At 70.8% G+C, this 16,970-nt stretch carries 17 protein-coding genes; 6 read left to right on the forward strand and 11 right to left on the reverse strand.

Translation table 11 applies throughout. From position 1 onward, the window contains the following. Window positions 1–92 precede the first annotated feature (92 nt). Window positions 93–509 carry an SsgA family sporulation/cell division regulator gene (locus AC2XR2_RS16485; protein ID WP_491515451.1) on the forward strand — a complete coding sequence of 139 codons (417 nt, stop codon included), beginning with the start codon at window positions 93–95 and terminating at the stop codon, window positions 507–509. Window positions 510–515: 6 nt separating this feature from the next. Here the strand turns inward: AC2XR2_RS16485 and AC2XR2_RS16490 are convergent, their stop codons facing one another. Together AC2XR2_RS16490 and AC2XR2_RS16495 are read right to left on the reverse strand one after the other, a co-directional pair. Then, window positions 516–1,055 carry an HAD domain-containing protein gene (locus AC2XR2_RS16490; RefSeq protein WP_491515452.1) on the reverse strand — a complete coding sequence of 180 codons (540 nt, stop codon included), beginning with the start codon at window positions 1,053–1,055 and terminating at the stop codon, window positions 516–518. A 1-nt stretch (window position 1,056) separates the two neighbouring features. Next, window positions 1,057–1,656: a GNAT family N-acetyltransferase gene (locus AC2XR2_RS16495; RefSeq protein WP_491515453.1), complete on the reverse strand. Its 600-nt coding sequence runs from the start codon at window positions 1,654–1,656 to the stop codon at window positions 1,057–1,059. Between the two features lie 179 nt (window positions 1,657–1,835). Here AC2XR2_RS16495 and AC2XR2_RS16500 point away from each other — a divergent pair, with 179 nt between their 5' ends. Beyond that, a complete protein-coding gene (locus tag AC2XR2_RS16500) occupies window positions 1,836–2,225 on the forward strand; it encodes a hypothetical protein (protein ID WP_449349639.1) in 390 nt (129 codons plus the stop codon). A 9-nt stretch (window positions 2,226–2,234) separates the two neighbouring features. Here the strand turns inward: AC2XR2_RS16500 and AC2XR2_RS16505 are convergent, their stop codons facing one another. Both AC2XR2_RS16505 and AC2XR2_RS16510 read right to left on the reverse strand, forming a co-directional pair. Then, window positions 2,235–2,648 (reverse strand): DUF2267 domain-containing protein, encoded by a 414-nt coding sequence (locus AC2XR2_RS16505; protein WP_330266652.1) that lies wholly within the window; start codon window positions 2,646–2,648, stop codon window positions 2,235–2,237. A gap of 123 nt (window positions 2,649–2,771) precedes the next feature. After that, a complete protein-coding gene (locus AC2XR2_RS16510; protein WP_391198953.1) occupies window positions 2,772–3,197 on the reverse strand; it encodes an Hsp20/alpha crystallin family protein in 426 nt (141 codons plus the stop codon). A 162-nt stretch (window positions 3,198–3,359) separates the two neighbouring features. Between AC2XR2_RS16510 and AC2XR2_RS16515 the strand changes: the two genes are divergently transcribed. Beyond that, window positions 3,360–3,662 carry a hypothetical protein gene (locus AC2XR2_RS16515; protein WP_381307691.1) on the forward strand — a complete coding sequence of 101 codons (303 nt, stop codon included), beginning with the start codon at window positions 3,360–3,362 and terminating at the stop codon, window positions 3,660–3,662. 233 nt (window positions 3,663–3,895) lie between these two features. Here the strand turns inward: AC2XR2_RS16515 and AC2XR2_RS16520 are convergent, their stop codons facing one another. Next, the gene (locus tag AC2XR2_RS16520; protein ID WP_491515454.1) at window positions 3,896–4,264 is read right to left on the reverse strand and encodes a VOC family protein; all 369 of its coding nucleotides are present in this window, start codon (window positions 4,262–4,264) and stop codon (window positions 3,896–3,898) included. 89 nt (window positions 4,265–4,353) lie between these two features. Between AC2XR2_RS16520 and AC2XR2_RS16525 the strand changes: the two genes are divergently transcribed. Further along, entirely contained in the window at window positions 4,354–5,790 is a 1,437-nt protein-coding gene (locus AC2XR2_RS16525) for an alginate lyase family protein (protein WP_491515455.1), read from the forward strand. 535 nt (window positions 5,791–6,325) lie between these two features. On the opposite strand, the gene AC2XR2_RS16530 is transcribed toward AC2XR2_RS16525, so the two are convergent. Together AC2XR2_RS16530 and AC2XR2_RS16535 are read right to left on the reverse strand one after the other, a co-directional pair. Further along, window positions 6,326–7,783 (reverse strand): MFS transporter, encoded by a 1,458-nt coding sequence (locus AC2XR2_RS16530; protein WP_491515456.1) that lies wholly within the window; start codon window positions 7,781–7,783, stop codon window positions 6,326–6,328. A gap of 123 nt (window positions 7,784–7,906) precedes the next feature. Beyond that, the gene (locus AC2XR2_RS16535) at window positions 7,907–9,244 is read right to left on the reverse strand and encodes a DUF445 domain-containing protein (protein ID WP_491515457.1); all 1,338 of its coding nucleotides are present in this window, start codon (window positions 9,242–9,244) and stop codon (window positions 7,907–7,909) included. Between the two features lie 195 nt (window positions 9,245–9,439). On the opposite strand from AC2XR2_RS16535, the gene AC2XR2_RS16540 reads away from it, so the two are divergent. Next, window positions 9,440–10,768, forward strand: a complete 1,329-nt coding sequence (locus AC2XR2_RS16540) for an SGNH/GDSL hydrolase family protein (RefSeq protein ID WP_381308806.1) — start codon at window positions 9,440–9,442, stop codon at window positions 10,766–10,768. 79 nt (window positions 10,769–10,847) lie between these two features. On the opposite strand, the gene AC2XR2_RS16545 is transcribed toward AC2XR2_RS16540, so the two are convergent. From AC2XR2_RS16545 to AC2XR2_RS16560, 4 genes are all read right to left on the reverse strand, one after another. Further along, window positions 10,848–11,672 carry a DUF1707 SHOCT-like domain-containing protein gene (locus AC2XR2_RS16545; RefSeq protein ID WP_491515458.1) on the reverse strand — a complete coding sequence of 275 codons (825 nt, stop codon included), beginning with the start codon at window positions 11,670–11,672 and terminating at the stop codon, window positions 10,848–10,850. A 33-nt stretch (window positions 11,673–11,705) separates the two neighbouring features. Continuing rightward, entirely contained in the window at window positions 11,706–12,704 is a 999-nt protein-coding gene (locus AC2XR2_RS16550) for an ABC transporter ATP-binding protein (protein ID WP_330266643.1), read from the reverse strand. Beyond that, window positions 12,704–13,468 carry an ABC transporter permease gene (locus AC2XR2_RS16555; protein WP_491518458.1) on the reverse strand — a complete coding sequence of 255 codons (765 nt, stop codon included), beginning with the start codon at window positions 13,466–13,468 and terminating at the stop codon, window positions 12,704–12,706. The genes AC2XR2_RS16550 and AC2XR2_RS16555 overlap by 1 nt, the downstream gene beginning before the upstream one ends. A 70-nt stretch (window positions 13,469–13,538) precedes the next feature. Next, complete coding sequence (locus AC2XR2_RS16560; protein ID WP_381308816.1) at window positions 13,539–14,339, reverse strand: ABC transporter permease; 801 nt, start codon at window positions 14,337–14,339, stop codon at window positions 13,539–13,541. Between the two features lie 202 nt (window positions 14,340–14,541). Between AC2XR2_RS16560 and AC2XR2_RS16565 the strand changes: the two genes are divergently transcribed. Then, window positions 14,542–16,950 carry a transglycosylase domain-containing protein gene (locus AC2XR2_RS16565; RefSeq protein WP_449349634.1) on the forward strand — a complete coding sequence of 803 codons (2,409 nt, stop codon included), beginning with the start codon at window positions 14,542–14,544 and terminating at the stop codon, window positions 16,948–16,950. The last annotated feature ends 20 nt before the right edge of the window (window positions 16,951–16,970 follow it).

Genomic DNA, 16,970 nt, shown 5'->3' on the forward strand with positions numbered 1-16,970 from the left:
TTCCGGTCTCCGCGTAAGGAATCGGCACTCCCGCGACTCGACAGGGCAACCGACTCACAACCGACATCGAGAAGGACCGGAGATCACCGCTCATGCGCCTCACCACCCTGGAACAGACCGTCCGCGCCCGCCTGATCACCTCCGAGCACCCGGACCTCCCGATCCGCCCCACGCTGCGCTACAGCGCCGCCGAGCCCTTCGCGGTGCACATCGACTTCCCCGCACAGGTGTCGGCCGACGGCGAGGGCGTGACGTGGATGTTCGCGCGGGCGCTGCTGGAGGAGGGACTCGGGACACCGGCCGGAGAGGGGGACGTACGAATACGCCCCTGCGGCCGGGCCAGAACGGTCACCGAGTTCCACTCACCACTGGGCCTGGCCGTGATCCGCTTCGGCACGACCACCCTGCGCCGCTTCCTTCTCCGTTCCTACGACGTCGTGGAACCCGGCGCCGAGAACCTGGGCCCGGACCTCGACCACGGGCTCGCGGCGCTGCTCGACGAGGTGTGACCCGCGTCAGAGGCCCCGCGCGAACTCCGCGACCGCCTCGAAGTCCGGTGCGCGCAGGCCCAGTCGGGGATCGACGCGGTGCAGCAGGGCCGGGCCGTCGTGGCGCGCGGCCACGAACTCGCGGTCCCTGTCGTCGAGTTCGTCGTCCAGCCAGACGAAGGGGCGGCCGGCGGCGTGGGCGACGAGGTGGTGGGTCTTCCAGAAGGTGCCGTCGGGGCCGTTGCCGACGGGGGTGGGCCAGTCGACGACCGGGAGGGCGGGGAGGCCGAGGACGGGCGCGATGTAGGTGTTGGCCTCCTGGCGCCACGTGGTCGCCCAGACCAGCTCGTACCGATCCGTCAGACCCAACAACGCGGGCCCGTGCCCGGGATTGAGCCAGACCCGCAGCGGCCGCACCCGCTCCGCCGGCACCCCGGGATGCTGAGCGACCCACCCCGCGGGCTTCATCCGGTGCGTGGTGTAGCCCTCGGGCCGGTGTTCGGGCTTGGCGGCGTAGGGGTTGAGGGGGCCGTCGACGTCGAGGTAGAGGAGGGGGCGGCGGGGCATCTCAGGGGGTCTCGCGTCGGTGTCGCCGCCAGGCCGCCCGTGTGAGTTCGTACTCCACCTCGCCGTGTTCGGAGCCCTCGATCGGGTGCGGCCAGTTGGTGTGGAAGGTGCGGAGGTAGGTGAGGCCGGACTTTTCCATCACTCGGCGGGAGCGGTGGTTGACGGTCATGGTGTTGGCGGTGACGCGTTCGACGCCGAGGTCGGTGAAGCCCTTGGCGATGAGGGCTCGGGAGCCTTCCGTGGCGTAACCGCGGCCCCAGGCTGACTTGTTGAGGCGGTAGCCGAGTTCCACGACGGTCGGGGTGGTGTCGTCGAGGGGGCGGAACTCGAACCAGCCGAGGAAGGTGCCGGTGGACCTCTCCTCGGCCGCCCAGTAGCCGCGGGTGCCGAGGCCGGGGTGGTCGTGGAGGAGGCGGGGCAGGGTGCGGGTGCGGATCGTGTCGGGGAGTGTCGGCGCGCCGCCGGTAAGGAAGCGCATCACCTCCGGGTCGCCGTCCAGCGCGACCAGATCCTCGACGTCGGCCTCGGTGAACGCCCGCAGTCGCAGCCGTTCCGTCTCCAGGAAGACGTACGTCACTCGCCCCTCCTTCAGGAACTCCACGAGGGCAGCCTCGCCGTTGTTCGCACGGCACGCCAGCCGTTTTCCAGGCCCGACTCCGACAACCCACGGCCGGCTGTGACAGCCCTGTTGCCGGAACTGTGGGCTCCACCACAGCCGTTGGCATTCCGCGGTGCTGAACTCTGCGGACTCGGGAGCGATCAGGCGGGGGTGGTGGTGGGATGTCGGTGCGGAAGCTTGCTTCGAGGCTGCGCGGGGTCGCCGCCCTCGCGGGGGCGCTGGCGGTGGCGATGTACGTGTGGGGCCTGCTGCACCTCCTCGGTGCGGTGCTGGAGGCGGAGGACGGCGGAGCGGGCTCCGCGCCGCTGCCGCCGTGCCGGTCCGGCGATCAGGCGGCCCAGGTCGTCGACTACTCCGTCGGCTTCCTTCCTCTGTCCTTCGAGTGCGAGTTGAAGGGCGGCGGCGGATATGAGGCGACCGGTGTGCTTCCGGGGTACGTCAATCCGGTCGCCGTGGGCCTCGCCCTCGCCGGGGTCGGCTGTGCCGTCGCCTCCGGGTACCTGACGGAGCTGCGGCTGCGGGCCGGGGCGCGCGAGGGCGAGGGCCGATGAGCGGGTGGGTCAGGCCGTGAGGACCAGTTCCGCCTTGCCGAACAACAGGGCGTAACCGGAGGGGAGTTGGGCGAGGACGCGGTCCACCAGTTCGTCGCCCACCAGCGCCGGCAGGACGCTCAGCACCGAGCTGACGTCCCAGCGGGCCGTCGCCGGGGTCGCGCCCTCGGTGCGGGCGGCCACCGCGTCCACGAACTGGGGTGCGGACAGCGGCCTGTTGAGGGGGATGCGGGAGGCGACGACCCGGGCCGCCTCCTCGGGCAGGGCGCGGGCGAGGTCGACGCGCTCCTCGCCGGTGACGTGGTCGCCGAGGGCGGACAGGACGACGCGGGTGACGTGTTCGGCCTCCGCCGGCGTCGCGTACTGTCCGGCCTCCCGCACCGCCTCGACGAGGCCGGTCCAGCTGGGTCGGTTCGCGCTCATGTACAGCTCTCTCCTGGGGGTCGTTGCGCCGGGCGCCCCACGGCCGTATGGACCGCCTGTACCTGTCTGCACCGGTCCGGTCCGTAACGGCGCGCGGGACGCCGCTCGTCTGTCGCGTGGGGTTCAGCCGCTGATCTGCCGGGGTCCGCTGCCGCCGCCGCTGATCTGGATACGACGGGGCTTGGCCTGTTCGGCGACGGGGATCCGCAAGGTCAGCACACCGGCGTCGTACGAGGCGTCGATGCGTTCCGTGTCGAGGGTGTCACCGAGGAAGAGCTGCCGGGTGAACGAGCCCGTGGGCCGTTCGGCGACGATCAGCTCCGCGCCCTCGGGGGCGGGGCTGCGGCGCTCGGCACGGACGTTCAGGACGTTGCGCTCGACGTCCAGCTCGATCGTCTCGGGGTCGATGCCGGGGAGGTCGAAGTGGACGACGAAGTCGTCCCCCGACCGGTATGCGTCCATCGCCATCGCGCTGGGGCGGGCGGTTGAGCCGAACACCTGCTGCGCGAGCCGGTCGAACTCACGGAAGGGGTCGGTACGCATGAGCATCACAGTCCATCTCCTTTCCACAGACTCTGCCGTGCGATGCCCTACGCCTTCTTATATAGCTCGGAGCGAGGAAACTTGACAAGCCCCGACTCAGGTTCGGTTGTCGACGCTGGTCCGGGGCTAGCCTCGACCCCACATCGACCGACGACCGAGGAGGCAGACATGGCGAGGGTTCCCAGTGCGGTGGTCGCGGCGGGCGGACTCGTCGGCGGGTACGGCGTGGCGCGGTGGACGAAGAAGCGGCAGCTGGGCGGGGCGGTGCTGGCCGTCGCCGGAGCCGCGGCGGCCCGGCAGTGGCGGGAGCGGGCCGGCGGGAAGGCGGCCGGGGCGTTGACGGCCGCGTATGTCGCCGCCTTCGCCGGGTCCCATCCGCTGGCCAAGAAGGTGGGCGCGTGGCCGGCGGTGTTCGGCGTGGCGGGCGCGGTGGCGCTGGCGTCCTGGGCGGTGGCGGACCGGGAGGCGTGAGGGGCTGGTCTGAGCGGACCTGTCTGAGCGGACCTGTTTGAGCGGACCTCTCTGAGCCGACGGGGCTGGGCCGGCGGGGCTGAGCCGTGGGGTGGCCTGAGCCGGCACGGCTGAGCCGGGAGGTGGCCTGAGCCGGCACGGCTGAGCCGGGAGGTGGCCTGAGCCGGCACGGCTGAGCCGGGAGGTGGGCTGAGGTGCGAGGTGGCGTGCCCTCCAGGCGGCCCGGCAGCGGTCTACGCTCCCCCGGCCCCGTGGGTGAGCACGTTGACCACCCGCCCGTTCGGGTCCCGTACGAAGAAGCGCCGTACGCCCCACTCCTCGTCCCGCAGCTCCCGTACGACCTCCGCACCGGACGCCACGACCTGCGCGTATACGGCGTCGACGTCCTCGACCTCCACGCTCAGGTCGGGGACGACGGGGGCGGTGCGCTCCTCGGTGAAGAAGCTGATCTGGGCGGTGGGGTTGGCGGGGGACGCCAGTGTCACGACCCACCCCATGTTCATGACCTCCTCGAAGCCGAGCAGGCCGTAGAAGTCGCGGTTGGCGCTCAGGGCCTCCCCTGACGCGACGTGGATGTCGGGCATGATCCGGCGCACACTCACGGGCACGGCTCCTTCGCGGTGCGTGTTTCTGTTATCGACCGTCCCACCCTCGCGTCTCCTGAGCGTCCCCCACCACCGGCACGCGAGGAATGACCCACGTGACTTCGACTTCCCGGATCAGCCGCCGCAGCATGCTCAAGGCGGCGGGAGCCGCGGGTGCGGCGACGGTGGCCGCGACCGCCCTGCCCGCCACGGCCACCGCCGCCCCGGCCTCCGCCTTCGCGCACCCGGGCCTGCTGCACACCGGCACGGACCTCGCCCGCATGGCCGCCAAGGTGAAGGCCGGGGCCGCCCCCTACACGGCGGGTTTCGCGAAGCTGACCGCCAACCGGCACGCGCAGAGCGGCTGGACGCCCAACCCGCAGCGGACGGTGTACCGGGGCGCGGGCAGCCCGCAGAACTACGCCACGCTCTACAACGACATCCACGCCGCGTACCAGAACGCCCTTCGCCACCACGTGAGCGGCGAGGATGTGTACGCCGACACGGCCGTGACGATCCTCAACGCCTGGTCCGCCGAGCTCACTTCGCTGGCCGGCAGCGCGGACCGTTTCCTCGCTGCGGGGCTGTACGGCTACCAGTTCGCCAACGCCGCCGAACTGGTCCGCGACCACCCGGACTTCGACCTCGCCCGCTTCCAGGAACTGCTCACCAAGGTCTTCGCCCCGCTCAGCGACGACTTCCTGGTCCGGCACAACGGCGCGGTCGTCACGAACTACTGGACCAACTGGGACCTGTGCGCCATGGCGTGCGTCCTCGCCACGGGCATCTTCTGCGACGACAGAGCCCAAGTGGGCCGCGCGGTGGACTACTTCAAGGACGGTGACGGGCTGGGTGCGGTCCGGCACGCGATCCCCGTCGTGCACGACGACGGACTCGCCGAGTGGCTGGAGGCGGGCCGGGACCAGGGGCACGCGCTGCTCGGGGTCGGGCTGATGGGCACGTTCTGCGAGATGGCGTGGAACCAGGGGTACGACCTGTACGGCTACGACGACAGCCGGTTCCTCAAGGGGGCCCAGTACGTGGCGAAGTGGAGCATGGGCGGGCAGGTGCCGTACACCGCGAACACCCGTGCCAAGGGGGCGATCGGGGGGTGGTCGGGGCGGGAGACGGCGAGCGCGGCGGCCGGCGTGGACCCCGCGATGACCCGCCCCATCTGGGCGATGATCAGCAACCACTACACCAAGCGCCGGGGGCTGTCCGCGCCGTACCTCACCCGCATCACCGCGAAGTCCTCGCCGGAGGGGGGCGGTGGCGACTACGGCCCCAACAGCGGCGGCTACGACCAACTGGGCTTCGGAACACTGACGTTCACACGGGACCGGACGGCTTCTGCTGGGCCTACGCCCAGTGCGAGTGCGGCTTCGGGGACGCGGCCACAGAGCGGGGCTACGGCGTCTCCGGCGGCCGGCGAGGATCTTGCGGCGACGGGTTCCAGTGCGGTGGTGGGCTGGTCTGCGGCGGCGGGGGTCACTGCGGTGGCGGGAGGGCTGCTTTTGCTGCGGAGGAGGGGGAAGGGCGCCTAGGGGGGGGGGGTGCCGGGTTCGGTTGTCGGGCGGGTGCGGGCAAGTGGGGGCTGGTCGCGCAGTTCCCCGCGCCCCCGCTGCGCTGGGCTTGGGCCGGGCGCCTACTGAGGTACCGGGTGCGGTTGTCGGGCGGATGCAGGTGCGTTGTGGCTGGTCGCGCAGTTCCCCGCGCCCCTAGGTGGGTTGCAGTCACGCCCGCCACGACGTGACCGTCAACCGCCGCGCCCGCCCCGCCCCCGCGGGCCGTTGGCCGCCCGCGTTCGCCCCCACCGGCCGTTGGCCGCCGACGGCGTGAAGGGGACGGGGTGGGGGGTGTCCGCCCGCAGCGGCCGGCGTCAAGAACCGGGCACATCTCAAGCGACCGAGCCGCCGGACCGAGGACGGATACCCCCCACCCCGGCACCGACCCACCCACCGAACGAAACGCGCTACACACGCCCCCACCGGACAGCAAGAGGCCGCCGCAGGCCCCCAGGGGCGCGGGGAACTGCGCAAAAACGCCCGCCCCCACCCACCCCGCAGCCGAAGAACAACCTCACCCCGTCGCAGTCAACGGCTTCGCCACATCCTCCAGGGACCGCCTCTCCGCCCGCACAGCCAAGAACGCCGCCACCAACCCCGCCGCACACATCAACGCCGCCCCGATCTGGAACGCCAACACCGTGTCCCCCACCCGACCCGTGCTCGTCAGGTCCGCGAACAGCAGCGGCCCGCTGATACCCCCCGCCGCCGTCCCCAGCGCATAGAAGAACGCGATCGACATCGCCCGCGTCTCCATCGGGAACACCTCCGACACCGTGAGGTACGCACTCGACGCCCCCGCAGACGCGAAGAACAGCACCGCACACCAGCACGCCGTCAAGGAAGCCGCGCTCAACGACCCCCGGTCGAACAGCCACGCCGTCCCGAACAGCAGCACCCCGGACAGCAGATACGTCGACGAGATCATCACCCGCCGCCCCACCGTGTCGAACAGCTTCCCCAGCAGCAACGGCCCACAGAAGTTACCGACCGCGATGACCGCGAAGTAGTACCCGGTGTCCCCGGTCGGCACGTCGAAGAACGTCGTGAGGATCGCCCCGAACCCGAACGTGATCGCGTTGTACAGGAACGCCTGCCCGATGAACAGCGAGAACCCCAGCACCGACCGCCGCCGGTAGTCCGAGAACAGCGTCCGCGCGATCTCCACGAACGTCACACTCCGCCGCTGACGGATCGTGATCTCACCCTCGGGCCGCGCCAGCGTCTCCCCCCGCTCCGACTCCACCCGCGATTCGATCGAGGAGACGATCCGCTCCGCCTCCTCGTCCCGCCCGTGGATCAGCAGCCACCGCGGACTCTCCGGCACATGCCGCCGCACCAGCAAAATGACGAACGCCAGCACCGCCCCCAGCGCGAACGTCAGCCGCCACCCCACGTCCTTCGCGAAGAATTCCGTGTTCAGCGCGACGATCGACAGTAGCGAGCCGCCCACCGCCCCCAGCCAGAAGCTGCCGTTGATGATCAGGTCGACCCGGCCCCGGTACTGCGCCGGGATCAGCTCGTCGATCGCGGAGTTGATCGCCGCGTACTCCCCGCCGATCCCGAAGCCGGTGAGGAAGCGGAACAGGAAGAACCACCAGGCGTCGAAGGAGATCGACGTCAGCGCGGTGGCCGCCAGATACACCGCCAGCGTGATCATGAACAGCTTCTTGCGGCCCCACTTGTCGGTCAGGCGCCCCCAGAACAGTGCCCCCGCGCACGCTCCCGCCACGTACAGCGCCGCCGCGATGCCGGTGACCTGCCCGGAGGAGATGGACAGGCCGCTGCCCGGCTCCGACAACCGGCTCGCGATGTTGCCGACGACCGTGACCTCGAGGCCGTCGAGGATCCATACGGTGCCGAGTCCGATGACGATCGTCCAGTGCCAGCGGGACCAGGGCAGCCGGTCGAGTCTGGCGGGGATGTCGGTCGTCACGGTGCGACCGGTGTCGGCTTGTGCGGTGGTGGTCACGGAAGGTCTCCCTCCTCGTCGAGCGAACCCCACCCGGGTGCCCCCACCTCCGCTTCCCAGTCCGCCCGCGTCAGCAGCCCACACCGGGCACCCGGTGATCGGGCAGTCACCGCACGGGCACGCTCACGCCCCCAACGCCCGCGTCACCGTATAGATCAGCAGCCCCACCAAGGACCCCACCACCGTGCCGTTGATCCGGATGAACTGGAGGTCGCGCCCGATGTTCGCCTCGATCTTCCGCGTCGTGTGCTCGGCGTCCCACCCGGCCACCGTGTCCGTGATCAGGGAGGTGATCTCGCGCCGGTAGGTGGTGACCACGTACACCGCGGCCCCCTCCACCCACCGGTCGACCTTCGCCTGCACCTTGGGGTCCACGGCCATCCGCGCCCCCAGCGACAGCAGGGACGCCCGTACCCGCAGCCGCAGCTCACTGCGCTCGTCCTCGGCGGCGGACACGATCATCGATCGTACGGCGGTCCACGCGGACGCGATCAGGTCCTGGACCTCGCCGCGCCCCAGCACCTCGCCCTTGAGCCGCTCGACCCGCGCGCGCGTGTCGGTGTCGGACTGGAGGTCGGAGGCGAAGTCCCTCAGGAACCGGTCCAGGGCGCCGCGCGCCGGATGGGACGGCATGTCCCGCATCTCGGTCACGAACCGCATGAGCTCCTTGTAGACCCGTTCGCCGACCTTCTTGTCGACGAAGCGCGGGGTCCAGCCGGGCGCGCCGCCCTGTACGGCGTCCATGACCTGCTCGTCGTGGAGCACCAGCCAGTCGTGGGCCCGGGCGACCACCAGGTCGACGACCCGCCGGTGCCCGCCGTCGGCGACGATCTTCTCCAGCATCTTCCCGATGCCGGGGGCGATCTCCTGGGCGTCGGCCCGCCGGGTGATCGCCTCCCCGACCACGGCCTGGACGTCGGAGTCCCGCAGGACGGTCAGCGCGCCCCTGAGGGCCGCCGACAGCTCGGCGGTGACCCGGTCGGCATGCTCGGGGTCGGCCAGCCAGGCGCCGAGCCGGCTGCCGATCCCCACGGCCCGCAGCCGTTGCTGTACGACGTCCTCGGAGAGGAAGTTCTCGCCGACGAACTCGCCCAGCGACACCCCCAGCTGGTCCTTCTTGGTGGGGATGATCGCGGTGTGCGGGATCGGCAGGCCGAGCGGGTGGCGGAAGAGGGCGGTGACGGCGAACCAGTCGGCCATCGCGCCGACCATGCCCGCCTCGGCCGCCGCGGCGACGTAACCGGCCCACGGACCGGCCCCGGAGCCGTCCGCCCACTTGGCCAGCGCGTACACCAGCGCCACGAACAGCAGCAGCCCGAGCGCGGTGAGCTTCATCCGGCGCACCCCGCGCTGCTTCTCCTCGTCCGCGGCGCTGAAGGTGTTCATCGCGCGTACGGCTGAGGCGGGGGCGGGCCGCTTCACATCAGATGGTCCTGTTTGTTCAGGTTCCGTACGTTCCATCCGCTCCACCCGTTCGGTGATCCCTCACACATTGTCCCTTCCTGACCGACTCCCGGAACGGAACAAGAGTTCCCGGCGTCTGTCCGGACGGGGGAACCGGAGGGGGTCTCGTCACATGTCCCCGCATTCATGCCTCATCATGAGCTCATCAGATCGGAGCCCCGGGCTCCCATCTCCTGAGGAGAACAGCACCACATGACACGGCGTCATGGTTACGCCCTGCTCGCCGCGATCGTCGCAGTGATCGTGGCCCTGTCCACCGCCATCTACGTCGGAGTGGCGGCCGACGCCGGCACCAGGGACCGGACCGCGCTGTCCGGTTCCGGGCCCTCGCGCCCCTCCGCCGCCCCCGCCTCCGCCGGAACCTGGGTCGGCGCCTGGTCGGCCTCCCCGGTCGGCGCCGAGCCCGGCACCGCCGGCGAGGGCATGGCGGGCCGCTCCGTCCGCAACGTCGTGCACACCGGTGTCGGCGGTACGAGTGCCCGCATCACACTGTCCAATCTCTACGGCCGTACCCCGCTGACGATCACCCACGCGTCCCTCGCGCTCGCCGCCGGCCACGGGACCGCCGCGGCGAACGCGGGCAGCATGCGGCGGCTCACGTTCGCCGGCCGCACCACGGTCGTCATCGCGGCCGGCGGACAGGTGCTCAGCGACGCCGTCGCCCTCGCCGTCCCGGCGGGCGGAGACGTCCTGGTCACCACCTACTCCCCCACCCTGTCCGGACCGGTCACCTACCACCCGTGGGCCCGGCAGACGTCGTACGCCGGTGAGGGCGACCTGACCGGGGACGCCTCCGGTACGGCGTTCACCGAGCGGGTCGACCGCTGGCGTTACCTCACCGCGCTGGACGTCCTCACCGACGAGGCGGACGGCACGGTGGTCGCCTTCGGGGACTCGCTCACCGACGGCAAGGACTCCACGGCCGACACGAACCACCGCTGGCCGGACTTCCTGAACCGGCGCCTGCGCACGGCACTCGCGGCCGGGCAGGACCTGCCCCGCTACAGCGTCGTCAACGCGGGGATCGGCGGCAACCGGGTCCTGGTGGACGCCCGCCCCCCGGAGAACCAGGCCGGCCTCAAGCGGTTCCGGCGGGACGTGCTGGAGCGCCCGAACGTCAAGGTCGTCGTCATCGACCTCGGCATCAACGACATCCTCCGCACCCCGGGCACCGTCGACGCCGACAAGCTCCTCACCGGCCTGCGCGACCTGGTCCGCCAGGCCCACGCCCACGGCATCAAGGTCATCGGCGGCACCCTCATGCCGTTCGGCGACCGCAACGGCTGGACCAAGGCCCGCGAGGGCGTCCGCCAGACCGTCAACGCGGAGATCAGGGCGGGCCGGGTCTACGACGCGGTGGTCGACTTCGACAAGGCGGTCAGGGACCCGTACGACCCCCGCACCCTCCGCACGCAGTACGACTCGGGCGACCGCCTCCACCCCAACGACCGGGGCTACGAGCGGATGGCCGACACGTTCGCTCTGGAGGACCTGAAGGGGGCGGCGGCGGCACGCTTGTAGCCCCGGGCCGGTGAGGGCTTTTAGGGGCGCGGGGAACTGCGCGACCAGCCCCCACCGGCCAGCACCCGCCGACGAACCCTCAGTCCTCCCCCCGTCGGCGCCGCTCCCTCCGCTCCTCGTGCCGCTCACGCCGTTCCTCGTGCCGCTCCCACCGCAGGTCATGGTGGTTCTCAAGCATCCGCCGATGCGCGTCCCGCACCTCACCCCGGACGGAGTCCCGCAGCTCGCGCGCGGCCTCCCGGCGCTCCAGCCGCTCCTGCCGCCGCTCCTCCCGCAGCCGCTGCCGGTCGGCCTTCCTGAGCTTGCGCTCGACCCCGACCCCGCCCCAGAACGCGAACCCGGTCACGATCACCCGAGGTGCCCCCGGCTCACCCGGCACACCCTCCTCGCGGTGGTCGAAGCCGCCCATGATGCCGATCCCGCGCACCACGACCTCGACCCCCGGCGGCACGATCACCTGCACCCCGCCCATGATCGCCACGCAGTTGATCTCGACCTCGCCGGCGGCGAAGTTCGCCTCGCGCAGATCGATCTCCCCGCCGCCCCAGAAGGCGAAGCAGTTGAAGCGCCGGGGCACGGTCCAGCGCCCCTTGCGCTGGAACCCGGACATCACGGCGACGGCCCACGTGGAGGACCCCTCGCCGCCGACGATCCGGGACGCCCAACTGCCGTCCGGCTCGGGTCGCTTGAGCATGTCGACCTTGGGAGCGGTCACCTGGCCGACCGGCAAGTCCCGCGTGATCGGGGCGAGTTCGCCGTACGTGCGTGCCTTGTACGTCGCGTCCAGCCGCTCCTCGAACTCCTCCATGTCGAGCCGCCCCTCGGCGAGGGCGTCCCGAAGGACCTCGGCGACCCGTTCACGATCGGCGTCCGAAGCACGCAGCTCCGGGAGTTCCTCCGTCATACAGGGCAGCCTACGAGTTCCCTCATCCCACGGCTACGAGACCGCTTTCTCCGCTTCCCCCGCGTACATCTTCGCGATCACCGCCTCGATGTCCGGCTCCCGCACCGACAGGTCCACCAGCGGGTACTCCGCCGCGACCCGCGCCACCAGCGCCGCCGCCGACTCGGACGCCGGGAACGCCAGCCACTGCCGCGGCCCCTCCACCCTGACCACCCTCGCGGGAGCCGCGTCGATCGGCGGCAACTCCCGCTCCAGGTCCACCACCAGGGTCCGCTCGCTCTCGCCCACCTCGTGGAGGCCGGCGAGCGGGCCGTCGTACATCAGGCGGCCGTGGTCGATGACCATCACACGTGAGCAGAGCTGCTCGATGTCCTGGAGGTCGTGGGTGGTGAGCAGGACCGTCGTGCCGCGCTCGGTGTTCAACTCCCGCAGGAATCCCCGCACCTTGGCCTTGGAGATGACGTCGAGGCCGATGGTCGGCTCGTCCAGGTACAGCACCTCGGGGTCGTGCAGCAGGGCCGCCGCGATGTCGCCGCGCATCCGCTGGCCGAGGGAGAGTTGGCGGACCGGGACGTCCAACAGGTCGGTCAGTTCGAGGAGTTCGACGCAGCGGTCGAGGTTCTCGCGGTAACGGGCGTCCGGGATGCGGTACATGCGGTGCATCAGCTTGTACGAGTCGATCAGCGGGAGGTCCCACCACAGGGTGGTGCGCTGGCCGAAGACCACCCCGATGCGGTGGGCCAGCCGCGTGCGTTCGCGGGACGGGTCGATGCCGGCCACCCGCAGCCGGCCCCCGGACGGGGTCAGGATGCCCGTCAGCATCTTGATCGTGGTCGACTTGCCGGCGCCGTTGGGGCCGATGTACCCGACCATCTCGCCGCGCGCCACGGTGAAGGAGATCGAGTCGACCGCCCGCACCTGGCGCCGCTCCCGTTTCAGGAAGCCGGTCTTCTTGCGCACGTCGAAGACCTTCTCGACGCGGTCCAGTTCAATGAAGGCGTCCACCGCCACGTCCACCGCCACCTCGACCACTAACTCCCCGTACTCCGATACGAACCGAGCCCCGCCCGCCACGCGAGCCCGGCCAGCGCACAGCACCCCGCCGCCACCAGCGGAGGCGCGAACGCCGCCCACTCCGGCAGCGCCAGCGGATACGGCCTGCCCAGCACGTAGGAGGCCGGCACCCAGTTGACGAAGGCGAGCGGGAGCATGAAGGTCACGCCCCGCACGAAGTCCTTCCCGAACACGGTCGGCGGGTACTGGAGCAGGGTCGTACCGCCGTACGTGAACGCGTTCTGCACCTCGGAGGCGTCCTGCGCGAAGATCTGGAAGGCCGCGCCCGCCACGAACACCGCACTGAAGATCACCGCGCCGCTGATCACCATGACCGGCACAAGGAGCACCTTCGCCGCGCTCCAGTCGACGTCGACCGTCGCCAGCGCCCAGACCAGCACCACCGCGCCCTGGGTGATCCGGCCGAGGCGGCGCAGCGCGAAGTGGTCCGCGCCGATCTGCGCGAGCACCGGCGCGGGCCGCACCAGCAGGGTGTCGAAGGAGCCGTCGCGGATCCGGGAGCCCAGCACGTCCATGGAGCCGAGCACCAGGTCGGCGATCCCGAAGGCGGTCACCGAGAGGCCGTAGAGGAAGGCGATCTCGGGCAGTCTCCAGCCGCCCAGCGAGTCGACCTGCGAGAACATCAGCAGGATCCCGACGAAGTCCAGGCCCGTCACCGCCAGGTTGCCGCACACCGTGACCACGAAGGACGTGCGGTAGGTCATGGCGGAGCGGATCCACATCCCGGCGATCAGCCGGTACGCCCGGAGCCCTTCGCCCAGGCGTGATCCCCAGACCACCTCTTCAGACGCCTCAGCCACCCTGCACCACCACCCGCCGCGTCGCCGCCTGCTGGAGCAGCCGCCCGGCCGCCAGCAGCACCACCGCCCAGGTCGCCTGGAAGGCGTACGCGCCGAGCGGATCGGTCTCCCCCATCAGGACGTCCGCCGGCATCTGGAGCTGTGCCGCCCACGGCAGCGCCCGCACGATGTCGCCGGCCGCGCCCGGGAACGCGTTCAGCGGGAGCACCATGCCCGAGCAGAAGATCCCCAGGATCATCACGGCCTGCGAGATGCCCTGGCCGTCCAGCAGCCAGAACGCGCTCAGGGCGGCCAGATAGCGGATGCCGAAGCTGACGACCATCGCGAGCAGCAGCGCCACCAGCAGGGCCGCCCACGAGGTGACGTCCGTGGGCAGCGCCATCGGGAAGAACAGCGCCCCGAAGGCGAACGGGATCACCCCGCGTCCCAGCAGCTGGAACAGCGACCGGCCCAAGTCGCTCGCCAGCCACCACAGTTGGAGGTCGGCCGGCCGGTACAGGTCGACCGCGATCTCGCCCGTGCGGATCCGGTTCATCAGGTCCTTCTCGGCACCGCCGCCCTGGATGGCCAGCGTCGAGTAGAGACACTGCCCCAGCCACACGTAGGTGACCGCCTGGGCCTGGTCGTATCCGCCGAGGTGGGGCTTCTCGTCCCACAGCGCGAGATACGTGTAGACCAAGATCACACCGAAGACGGTGTTGGTGAACACCCCGGCGAGCGTCGCCGCCCGGTACGTCGCGTACCGTCTGAATCCCCCCGCCGCGACGGCCGCGTACAACCGCCCCGAACCCACATCCACAGCCCTCCTCGGCCCGCCGACACCGAAGCGCAGGAGCCTAGTGCGCAGATGGTGAGGCGGGCCACCCGTTTTCCGGGCGAGACGCGCGCCATATCCGGGAACGGAACGGATGGTGCGAGAGTCTTCAACAGGGGGCGCAGAAGGCGTACGAGGTCGTACGGGAACGTACGACGCGAAACAGGAGTCCGTGCACGAGATGAGCGACCAGCCGCAGCAGCCGACCGAGGGCTGGGCACCGACAGAACCACAGGCGGCTGAAGAGCCCGGCGGGAAGAAGGCCAAGCGGCCCAGGCGGACCGGCTGGCGACGGCTGATCCCGACCTGGCGCATGGTGCTGGGCACCTTCGTCCTCGGACTGCTGGTCCTCGCCGGACTGTTCTACCTCGGCTACTCCATGGTCAAGATCCCGCCGGCCAACGCGCTCGCCACCAAGCAGTCCAACGTCTACCTCTACGCCGACGGCAGCCAGCTCGCCCGCGACGGCGAGGTCAACCGCGAGAACGTCTCCCTCTCGCAGGTCTCCAAGGACGCCCAGCACGCCGTCCTCGCCGCCGAGGACCGCGACTTCTACACCGAGTCCGCGATCGACCCGAAGGCCATGCTGCGGGCCGGCTGGAACACCGCGACCGGCAAGGGCAAGCAGTCCGGTTCGACGATCACCCAGCAGTACGTGAAGAACTACTACCTGGCCCAGGAACAGACGGTCACCCGCAAGGCCAAGGAGTTCTTCATCTCGATCAAGCTGGACCGCGAGAAGTCCAAGGACGAGATCCTCGAGGGCTACCTCAACACCAGCTACTTCGGCCGCAACGCCTACGGCATCCAGGCCGCCGCCCAGGCCTACTACGGCCAGGACGCCGTCGACCTCGACCCGGCCCATGCCGCCTACCTCGCCGCGCTGGTCAACGCGCCCAGCGAGTACGACGTCGTCGCCCACCCGGAGAACAAGGCGGCCGCCGAGGCCCGCTGGAACTACGTCCTGGACGGCATGGTCAAGAAGGGCTGGCTGGCGCAGTCCGCGCGCACCGGCCTGAAGTTCCCGATGCCGAAGGAGCAGACCGTCTCCACCGGTCTCTCCGGGCAGCGCGGCTACATCAGGGACGCGGTCGAGGACTACATCATCGACAACAAGATCCTCACCAAGGAGCAGTTGGAGGCGGGCGGCTACCGCATCACCACCACCCTGGACAAGAACAAGCAGAACGCCTTCGTGAAGGCCGTCGACGACCAGGTGATGGACAAGCTCGACAAGAAGAACAACAAGGCCGACAACTACGTCCGCGCGGGCGGCGCCTCCGTCGACCCGAAGACCGGCAGGGTCGTCGCGATGTACGGCGGCATCGACTACGTCAAGCAGTACACGAACGGCGCGACCCGCGGCGACTTCCAGGTCGGCTCGATCTTCAAGCCCATCGTCTTCGCCTCGGCCGTCCAGAACGGCTCCGAGACCCAGGACGGCCGGCCCATCACCCCGAACACCTACTACGACGGCACCAACAAGCGTCCGGTGGTGGGCTGGAGCGGCGGCAGCTACGCCCCCGAGAACGAGGACCAGGGCTCCTACGGCGAGATCACCGTGCGCGAGGCCACCGACAAGTCCGTCAACTCGGTGTACGCGCAGATGGCCGTCGACGTCGGCTCCGACAAGGTCAAGCAGACCGCGATCGACATGGGCATCCCGGCCGACACCCCCGACCTGACGGCGACCCCGTCGATCGCGCTCGGTGTGAACACCGCGAGCGTCCTCGACATGGCGGAGGCCTACGCGACCCTCGCCAACCACGGCAGGCACGGCACGTACACGATGATCGACAAGATCACCAACGGCGAGGAGACCGTCCGGCTGCCCGCGAAGAAGACCCGCCAGGCCATCAGCCGCGAGGCCGCCGACACCACCACCTCGGTCCTGCAGAGCGTGGTCCAGAACGGCACCGCCACCGCCGCCCAGGGCGCCGACCGCCCCGCCGCGGGCAAGACCGGTACCGCCGAGGAGGACACCGCGGCCTGGTTCGCGGGCTACACCCCCGACCTCGCCACGGTCGTCTCCGTCATGGGCCAGGACCCGGTGACCGCCGCGCACAAGTCGCTGTACAACACCATGGGCCTGCAGCGCGTCAACGGCGGCGGTCCGCCCGCCGAGATCTGGGCGCAGTACACCAAGGCCGCGCTCAAGGGGAAGCCGGTCACCGACTTCGACCTCGAGCTCCAGCCGGGCGCCGAGAACCAGGCCCCCAGCACCCAGGCCCCCGTCGACCCGTCCACGGAGGGGCAGGACAACGGCGGCACCACGGGCGACACCACCGGCGGCCAGGACACCCAGGGCGCGACGCAGGGGCAGACGCAGGGCCAGACCCAGGGGCAGACCCAGGGCCAGGACAACGGCGGCACCACGACCGGGGGCGACGACACGGGCGGCACGACCGACGGCGGCACCACGACCGACGGCGGTACGACGGACGGCGGGACCACCGGGGACACCTCGACGGGCGGCACCACCGACGGCGGCACGACGGGCGACGCGACCGGGGGCACCACCGGTGACTCACCGAGCGGCGGGGCGGCGTCGGGCGGCCAGAACCCGGCGATCATCACCCGCCGGGAGTGACCGGGCTTCAGTGACGGCCT

Source organism: Streptomyces sp. LS-MS-L19 (genome assembly GCF_058382285.1).